Here is a 7,205-nt window from a genome sequence, read left to right on the forward strand (position 1 = left end):
CCCCAACCATCGCGGAATCCAGACCGCAAGACACGACGGGCGTCGCTGGCGTGTTACCAACCACGGGACGCCGCTTTGGCACCTACCGATAGCGGATCGTGCGCGCGCCGTCGGTGATCAAAAAAGGGGACGGAGGGGATTAAGTCGTATGTGCACATACGACTTAATCCCCTCCGTCCCCTTTTTCAATCCACCAGCCAACCGGCCAGGTCTGCACGATCCAGCTTGCCGCGACGCTTCACGTCCAACGCATTGAACTCATCGGCCAGCGCCGGGTTGGCCTGTGCTTCCTCGCGGCTGATGAAACCGTCGCCATTCACGTCAAGGTCGCTGAAGCGGATGCGGTACTGGCCAACCACGCTGCTGGGTTCCAGCGAGCGCACGGTCACCTGTGCCTCGCCGGCCGGCTGCGGAATATCGACGCTGCCGGTGACGCGGCCGGCATCCAGGGGCTGCTGACGGATGGCGCCGCCGGTCGGGCCCAGCGGCTGGCTCTGCGCAGGGGTGGACGGACCATGCTGGGCCATCGCCGGTACCGAAGCCAGCAGGGTGGCCACCAGCACGGCGGAACGGGGAAGGTTCATGACAGGCTCCTTGCCAGAGGGTACCGGGAGCGTACTCCCGGCAACCTGTGCCGCCGATGACGGATCAGCGCAGCGGCGAGGCCAGCACGGTGATCTCTTCACGATCGTGATAGAGCTGCTTGGCGCGCACCACCAGCGGCTTGCCGGCCTGGTCCTGGAACAGGTCCAGGCACAGCCGGGTCTCGTCCCAGCGCTTCTTCATCGGCAGCTTCAGATTGAAGATCGCATGCCTGCACCAGCCCTCGCGGAACCAGGTGGCCATGCGTTCGGCGACGCGGCGCGGCTGCTCGACCATGTCGCAGACCATCCAGTCCAACGGTTGTTCCGGATGCCAGTGGAAGCCATCGGCGCGCAGGTGCTCGACCAGGCCGGTGTCCAGCACGTGCTGGCGCAGCGGGCCATTGTCGATGCTCAGCACGTGCATGTGCTGCCGGGTGAGCACCCAGGTCCAGCCACCTGGGGCGGCGCCAAGGTCGGCCGCGCGCATGCCGGGCTTGGCCAGCGTCTCGCGTTCTTCCGGCGTCAGCAGGGTCAGCAGCGCTTCGTCCAGCTTCAGCGCCGAACGCGAAGGCGCTTCGGGCAGCAGCTTCAGGCGCGGAATGCCCAGTGCCCACGGCGCGCTGTCGGCCGGGTCGGCCACGCAGACGAAGGCGTGGGTACCGTCGACGAACACCACATGCAGGCGCGGCAGGCGGGTGTTCGGCTTGTCGCTGAGCTTGCCGGCCTTGCGCAGCGCCGGGCGCAGCGCGTTGCCGAAGGCACGCGCCAGCCCGGACAACGGCTTGCCAGCGTCGGAATCGGGATGCTCCACCCACAGGTCGCCGAAGCGCGGCGCATCGGCCAGCACCTCCAGCATCGGCGTGATGCGGTCGGCCGGATCCAGCTGTGGCAGCTCAGCGAGCACAACCAGCTTCTGCCGCGCGAAGATCAGTTCGCGCCAGCGCAGGCGCGGTGCCAGCGCCGCGGCCTCGTCGCACATGAACAGCACGTAGCCGTCATTGCGCTGGGTGCGCGCATAACCGGCGAAACCGGCTTCGCCGGCACGGAACTGCAGTTCGCCTGCCAGCTCGGGCTCGAAACCCTGCCGGCACAGGCACAGCAGGCCGATGCCGGTTTCAGTAACGGGCGCCATCGCTTTCCCCATAGGCACGCAGCACGCTGCGCGCGGCGTCGCGGTTCAGGCCCTGCACCACTTCGATGCCACGCTTGTTGAGCTCGCCGACCCAGTCGGCCGGCAGCGGGCCTTCGTCGAACGGGGTCAGTTCTTCGACGTCGGCTGCACTGGCACCGATCAGCAGGCGGTCGATGCCCGCCCATACGGTGGCGCCGTAGCACTGGCAGCATGGCTGCGAACTGGTGGCCAGGGTGACCGGCGACAGCACCGCGTTCAGGCGCGGGGTCTGCAGGCGCTGCTGGGCCAGCATGTAGGCCATGTTCTCGGCATGCGCCAGCGAAGTGGCGTGCGGCATCACCCGGTTCACGCCGGCGGCGATCACCTTGTCATCCGGGCCGAACACCACGGCGCCGAACGGGCCGCCACTGGCGTGCTCGACGTTCAACCGCGACAGCTCGATCGCCAGCGCGACCTTGGCCTCATCGCCCGGATATCGACGATCCAGGTCGATCTGGTCGTGGATCCAGGCGGGAAGGGTCAGGTGGACTTGCGCGTACAGCATCGCGGGGGTGCCTCGTAGGGAATGGAAGAAGGTGCGGTTGCTTGGGAAACCGGCGCGCAGTGTAGCCGCACCGGCCTGTATCGGGTGTGGCGGTGGGTCAGCCGGGCGAGCCGGTGCGGATCACCACGTACTGCTTGCGGAACTCCAGCCCGGCCTGCGGCCAGCTGGCGGCATACGCGCGCAGCAATGGCAGGGCAGCGGCGAAGTCGTGGCCATTGACCCGGCAATCGGCCTCGCACAGGCCATCGGCATCGCGCGAGGCGAACAGGCGGATGGCCAGGAATGGGCGCGCTTTCAGCAGTTCGTCGAAGGCGTCCATGCTCCTGGTGAACAGGCAGCACGGACAGGACCCATGGTCGTCCTCGCTGCAGGTGCTGGCGTCCACCTCGTGCTCGCGGTAATGCGCCAGCGGACCCAGCACCACGGTGCGTTCGTGTTCCTGGCCGTCATCGCCGGCCGGATAGGTCAGACCCATCATCGGCAGGCCCTGTGCGTCTTCGGCGCCGATCGCGGTCTGCAGGGTCACTAGGTCCACCCGTGCCCAGGCCTGGAAGCCGGCCAGCAGCGATGCCTGTTCATCGGTACCGTTGGCGTGCTGGTACTCGAACAGGCCGTCAGCGAACAGCAGCGGATGCTGGCTTTCGATGACGGTGGAGGTCTGCCAGCCGCCGTTGTCGCGCGCGTATGCGGCCATCGCATGCGGGGTCAGGCGCAGTCCGCTGTCCAGCAGCAGCGCGTTGCCGTCGATGCGGCTGGCGACGCTGACGTCCTGCAGCGCCTGCTGCAGCAGTGGGAGGAGGGCGGTGGACGTCGTGGTCATGTCGGGCCTGTGGATGGATCGGGTGGAGCATCCAGGCCGGGCCTGGTGCTAGCGGTCGAGCGCGTCAAGTTCGGCGCGATAGCGCTGCGCGTCGGACTGCTGCTGCGGGTCGTTGCCGTGGTCGCGCAGCCAGCTTTCCAGCTCGCGGCGATAGTCCGCGCGGAAACCGGCATTGCCCGGGCTGAAGTGCAGCTTGCGCGCCGCCACCTCCACCCGCTCGCGCGCGCTGGCACGGGCTTGCGCGATGCCGTGCGGCGATTCGTTGGTGAGGATGACGAAGTTGCGTGGGAAGCCCGGCGTGTACTTCACGACGAACGGCTGGTCCTGCGCGGGGATACGGATGGCGTTCTCCAGCGGCCACAGCGAGGCGGTGTTGGTATGGAACACCACCTCCACGTCGCGGCCCTCGGCGGTGCGCAACACCGCTTCGTAACGCCAGATGTACTGTTCGTTGAGCGTGGAATTGGTTTCCTCGGCCTTCACGATCACGGCTTCACCGCGCTCGCCCACCGCATTGAGGAAAGTGGCGTTGAGGAAGCTGCCGAGGAAGATGTTGAGCATCGCCAGCGGAAACACCACGATGGCGTAGACCGGCGAACGCCGCCACCACGAGACCAGCCCGGCCAACACCATTGCTGCAAAGAACGTCAGCAGCGGATGCTGCGAGATGAACCAGAGCAGGGCGGACAGGGCGGTGATCATCGTCGGGAGTGTGCGGGCGCCATCCCGGCGCCCGCGCAGGTCCTCAGGCCGACCAGGTGTCGCGCAGGGTCACGCTGCGGTTGAACACCGGCTTGGCTTCGGTGTGATCGCGGCGGTCGGCGACGAAATAGCCGGTGCGCTCGAACTGGAACGACTGCTCCGGTGCGGCGCTGGCTGCGGCCGGCTCGACATAGCCGGTGACGGTACGGCGCGATTCCGGGTTCAGGTAGTCGCGGTAGGTCTTGCCTTCCGATTCGTCATCCGGGTTCGGCACCGAGAACAGGCGGTCGTACAGGCGGATCTCGGCCGGCACGCCGTGCACGGCGCTGACCCAGTGGATGGTGCCCTTGACCTTGCGGTTGGCGCCTTCCATGCCCGGACGCGATTCCGGATCGAGCCAGCCGCGCAGTTCGATGATGGTGCCGTCGGCATCCTTGATCACTTCGTCGCAGCGGATGATGCCGGCGCCACGCAGGCGCACTTCGCCGCCCGGCACCAGGCGCTTCCAGCCCTTCGGCGGCACTTCGGCGAAGTCCTCGCGATCGATCCACACTTCGCGGGCGAACGGAACTTCGCGGCTGCCGAAGCTCTCGTCCTTCGGGTGGTTGCTGAAGGTCAGCAGTTCTTCGTGGCCTTCCGGAAGGTTGGTCAGCACCAGCTTGACCGGATCGACCACCGCCATGCGGCGTGGTGCGGCGCTGTCGAGGTCCTCGCGCAGTGCGCCTTCCAGCACGCTGAAGTCGATCAGCGAATTCTGCTTGCTGATGCCCACGCGCTCGGCGAACAGGCGCATCGCGGCCGGGGTGTAGCCACGGCGGCGCAGGCCCTGCAGGGTCGGCATGCGCGGGTCTTCCCAGCCGTCCACCAGCTGTTCGGTGACCAGCGCCATCAGCTTGCGCTTGCTCATCACCGTGTAGTTGATGTTCAGGCGCGAGAACTCGATCTGGCGCGGCTTGGCCGCTTCGCGTGGCAGCCCGGCATCGACCAGCGGCTGGGTCAGCGCGTCGTCATGGGCGAAATCGACGTTGTCCACGCACCAGTCGTACAGCGGGCGGTGGTCTTCGAATTCCAGCGTGCACAGCGAGTGGGTGATGCCCTCGATCGAATCACCCAGCGCATGGGCGAAGTCGTACATCGGGTAGATTGGCCACGCGTTGCCGGTGTTCTGGTGCTCGACGTGCTTGATGCGGTACAGCGCAGGATCGCGCAGGTTGATGTTGCCGCTGGCCATGTCGATCTTCGCGCGCAGGGTGCGCGCGCCATCCGGGAATTCACCGGCGCGCATGCGGCGGAACAGGTCGAGGTTTTCCTCGACGCTGCGGTCGCGCCATGGCGACGGACGGCCCGGCTCGGTCAGGGTGCCGCGGTAGGCGCGCACTTCTTCGGCCGACAGGTCGCAGACATAGGCCTTGCCCTGTTCGATCAGCTTCTCGGCGGCCAGGTAATAGGCCTGGAAGTAGTCCGAAGCATGGCGCAGCTCGTTCCACTCAAAGCCCAGCCAGCGCACGTCGTCCTGGATCGCGGCCACGTATTCCGGATCTTCCTTGGCCGGGTTGGTGTCGTCGAAGCGCAGGTTGCAGACGCCGCTGAACTCGCCGGCGATGCCGAAGTTCAGGCAGATCGACTTGGCATGACCGATGTGCAGGTAGCCGTTCGGCTCCGGCGGGAAGCGGGTCTTGATCGCCTGGTGCTTTCCGCTGGCCAGGTCCTCGCGCACGATCTGGCGGATGAAATCGCGCTTCTCGTGGCTGTCGGCGGGGGTCTCGGGGCTGGCGGGGGTGTGCTCGGACATGAGTCGGCGAAAAGAAAGGCAGAAAGACCAACAGTCTAGCGCGTACCGGGCAGAACTGCCGGGGTTGCCGGCCAGCGGCCGGCACTACCCGGCGTCTTCCGGTAGTGCCGGCCGCTGGCCGGCAACTCTCGGATCCCGCCCTCTCCACCATTCAGCCCCCAGGCGTATGCTGGACCCTTGCCCCGAGGAGCCGCCACATGCACATCGTGTACAAGGCCGACAACCTGTTCGACGCCCATCTGGTCAAGCACGCCCTGGAAGACGCCGGTATCCCCGCGTTCGTGTTCGGAGAGCAGTTGCTGGGCGGGATGGGCGAGCTGCCGCTGTTTGGCGTGTTGCGGGTCGGCATCCCCGATGCGGCGCGGCCGCAGGCCGAGGACATCGTAGCGGCGCTGGACTTGGGCCAGGCCCCGTCCGACCCCATTTCCGATGCAGACGACATTGCCGGCCTTCCGGCGTAGGAGCGCATCATGTTGGGAATTGGCCAGGGCATCCTCGGCATCGGCGCCTTCAAGCAGCGCCTGCCGCGCCCGGAAGAGGCGCTACCGGGGCGTGACCAACCACTGCCGCTGCACAGCAACCAGCACTTCGTGAACAGCCATCCGCTGAAGGACCGTTTCGCCGGCCTGCAGCAGATCCGCTTTGCGCTGGGCTGTTTCTGGGGCGCCGAGCGCAAGTTCTGGACCGAGCCGGGCGTGTACAGCACGTCGGTCGGCTATGCAGGCGGCATCACGCCGAACCCGACCTATGAAGAGGTCTGCTCGGGCCTGACCGGCCACACCGAAGTGGTACAGGTGGTGTTCGACCCGGCGGTGGTGAGCCTGGAGCGGCTGCTGCAGCTGTTCTGGGAAAGCCACGATCCAACCCAGGGCATGCGTCAGGGCAACGACACCGGCACCCAGTACCGCTCGGCGATCCATGCCACCGACGAGGCCCAGTACAAGGCCGCGCTGGCCAGCCGCGAGGCCTACCAGGCGCAGCTGGCTGCGGCCGGCTACGGCCCGATCACCACCGAGATCGTGTACCCGGCACCGGCGTACTACTACGCCGAGGACTACCACCAGCAGTACCTGGCGAAGAATCCGAACGGCTACTGCGGCATCGGCGGCACCGGCGTGAGCTGCCCGATCGGGGTGGATGTGGAGGCGCCGCGCTGACGCGCGGTGGTCCGCCTGCGGCGGGCAACGTCAACATCAACATCAACAGCCAAAGCGGCTCTGGGTTGCTGATGGTTGGGCGGGACGGGGGCGGCTGGCAGGACACGCCGTAAACCCGTCCATGGGGGCTCGATGGCGCCATCCATGGCGCCAACGGTCCTGCCAGCCGCCCCCGTCCCACCTTCGACAGTTTCCCGGTGACGGTGGGCAAGAGCATGGGTTACTGACGAACTGAAGAAAAACAAAAAGGACGCGGCGTTTGCCGCGTCCTTTTTGTTTGATCCTGCAGTGCTTTCTGTAGAGCGGAGCCATGCTCCGCTCCAAGCAAGCGAAGCGCGCGACCCGCTGTTGCTCTTCTTTCCTTCTTCCGTGGCGGGCGGCCGCAGGAAACTGTCGAAGGCGGGGTGGGTAGGCCGTGCAGGGGCGTGAGCCGCATGGGCCCGAGGCATGCCTCGGGCCCATGCGGCTCACGCC

Annotated in this window: 8 protein-coding genes; 2 read left to right on the plus strand and 6 right to left on the minus strand. The window is 66.9% G+C overall.

Going from position 1 to position 7,205, the window contains the following annotated elements; genetic code table 11:
* Window positions 1-185 precede the first annotated feature (185 nt).
* The 6 genes from A7X97_RS20795 to A7X97_RS20820 all read right to left on the minus strand — a co-directional run bounded on the left by A7X97_RS20795 (window position 186) and on the right by A7X97_RS20820 (window position 5,574).
* Window positions 186-584, minus strand: coding sequence for an EF-hand domain-containing protein (locus tag A7X97_RS20795; RefSeq protein WP_072167892.1), 399 nt, complete (start codon window positions 582-584; stop codon window positions 186-188).
* 64 nt (window positions 585-648) lie between these two features.
* Window positions 649-1,716, minus strand: coding sequence for a 23S rRNA (cytidine(2498)-2'-O)-methyltransferase RlmM (gene rlmM / locus A7X97_RS20800; protein WP_088496053.1), 1,068 nt, complete (start codon window positions 1,714-1,716; stop codon window positions 649-651).
* Window positions 1,700-2,260, minus strand: a complete 561-nt coding sequence (locus tag A7X97_RS20805; RefSeq protein ID WP_005415358.1) for a nucleoside deaminase — start codon at window positions 2,258-2,260, stop codon at window positions 1,700-1,702. The genes rlmM and A7X97_RS20805 overlap by 17 nt, the downstream gene beginning before the upstream one ends.
* Window positions 2,261-2,357: 97 nt before the next feature.
* Window positions 2,358-3,080, minus strand: coding sequence for a DUF6348 family protein (locus A7X97_RS20810; protein WP_072167894.1), 723 nt, complete (start codon window positions 3,078-3,080; stop codon window positions 2,358-2,360).
* Window positions 3,081-3,128: 48 nt separating this feature from the next.
* A complete protein-coding gene (locus A7X97_RS20815) occupies window positions 3,129-3,782 on the minus strand; it encodes a hypothetical protein (RefSeq protein ID WP_072167895.1) in 654 nt (217 codons plus the stop codon).
* A 43-nt stretch (window positions 3,783-3,825) separates the two neighbouring features.
* Window positions 3,826-5,574, minus strand: coding sequence for a glutamine--tRNA ligase/YqeY domain fusion protein (locus A7X97_RS20820; RefSeq protein ID WP_111008393.1), 1,749 nt, complete (start codon window positions 5,572-5,574; stop codon window positions 3,826-3,828).
* A gap of 197 nt (window positions 5,575-5,771) precedes the next feature.
* On the opposite strand from A7X97_RS20820, the gene A7X97_RS20825 reads away from it, so the two are divergent.
* Window positions 5,772-6,035, plus strand: coding sequence for a putative signal transducing protein (locus tag A7X97_RS20825; RefSeq protein ID WP_005415362.1), 264 nt, complete (start codon window positions 5,772-5,774; stop codon window positions 6,033-6,035).
* A gap of 30 nt (window positions 6,036-6,065) precedes the next feature.
* The gene (msrA, locus tag A7X97_RS20830; protein ID WP_181503452.1) at window positions 6,066-6,731 is read left to right on the plus strand and encodes a peptide-methionine (S)-S-oxide reductase MsrA; all 666 of its coding nucleotides are present in this window, start codon (window positions 6,066-6,068) and stop codon (window positions 6,729-6,731) included.
* The last annotated feature ends 474 nt before the right edge of the window (window positions 6,732-7,205 follow it).

The sequence above is a fragment of the Stenotrophomonas sepilia genome (assembly GCF_003244875.1).
Classification (GTDB): Bacteria; Pseudomonadota; Gammaproteobacteria; order Xanthomonadales; family Xanthomonadaceae; genus Stenotrophomonas; species Stenotrophomonas sepilia.

Bases quoted from the DNA above. Each gene is read 5' to 3' on its own strand.
- A7X97_RS20795 (WP_072167892.1), bottom strand. From the start codon at position 584: ATGAACCTTCCCCGTTCCGCCGTGCTGGTGGCCACCCTGCTGGCTTCG.
- rlmM (WP_088496053.1), bottom strand. From the start codon at position 1,716: ATGGCGCCCGTTACTGAAACCGGCATCGGCCTGCTGTGCCTGTGCCGG.
- A7X97_RS20805 (WP_005415358.1), bottom strand. From the start codon at position 2,260: ATGCTGTACGCGCAAGTCCACCTGACCCTTCCCGCCTGGATCCACGAC.
- A7X97_RS20810 (WP_072167894.1), bottom strand. From the start codon at position 3,080: ATGACCACGACGTCCACCGCCCTCCTCCCACTGCTGCAGCAGGCGCTG.
- A7X97_RS20815 (WP_072167895.1), bottom strand. From the start codon at position 3,782: ATGATCACCGCCCTGTCCGCCCTGCTCTGGTTCATCTCGCAGCATCCG.
- A7X97_RS20820 (WP_111008393.1), bottom strand. From the start codon at position 5,574: ATGTCCGAGCACACCCCCGCCAGCCCCGAGACCCCCGCCGACAGCCAC.
- A7X97_RS20825 (WP_005415362.1), top strand. From the start codon at position 5,772: ATGCACATCGTGTACAAGGCCGACAACCTGTTCGACGCCCATCTGGTC.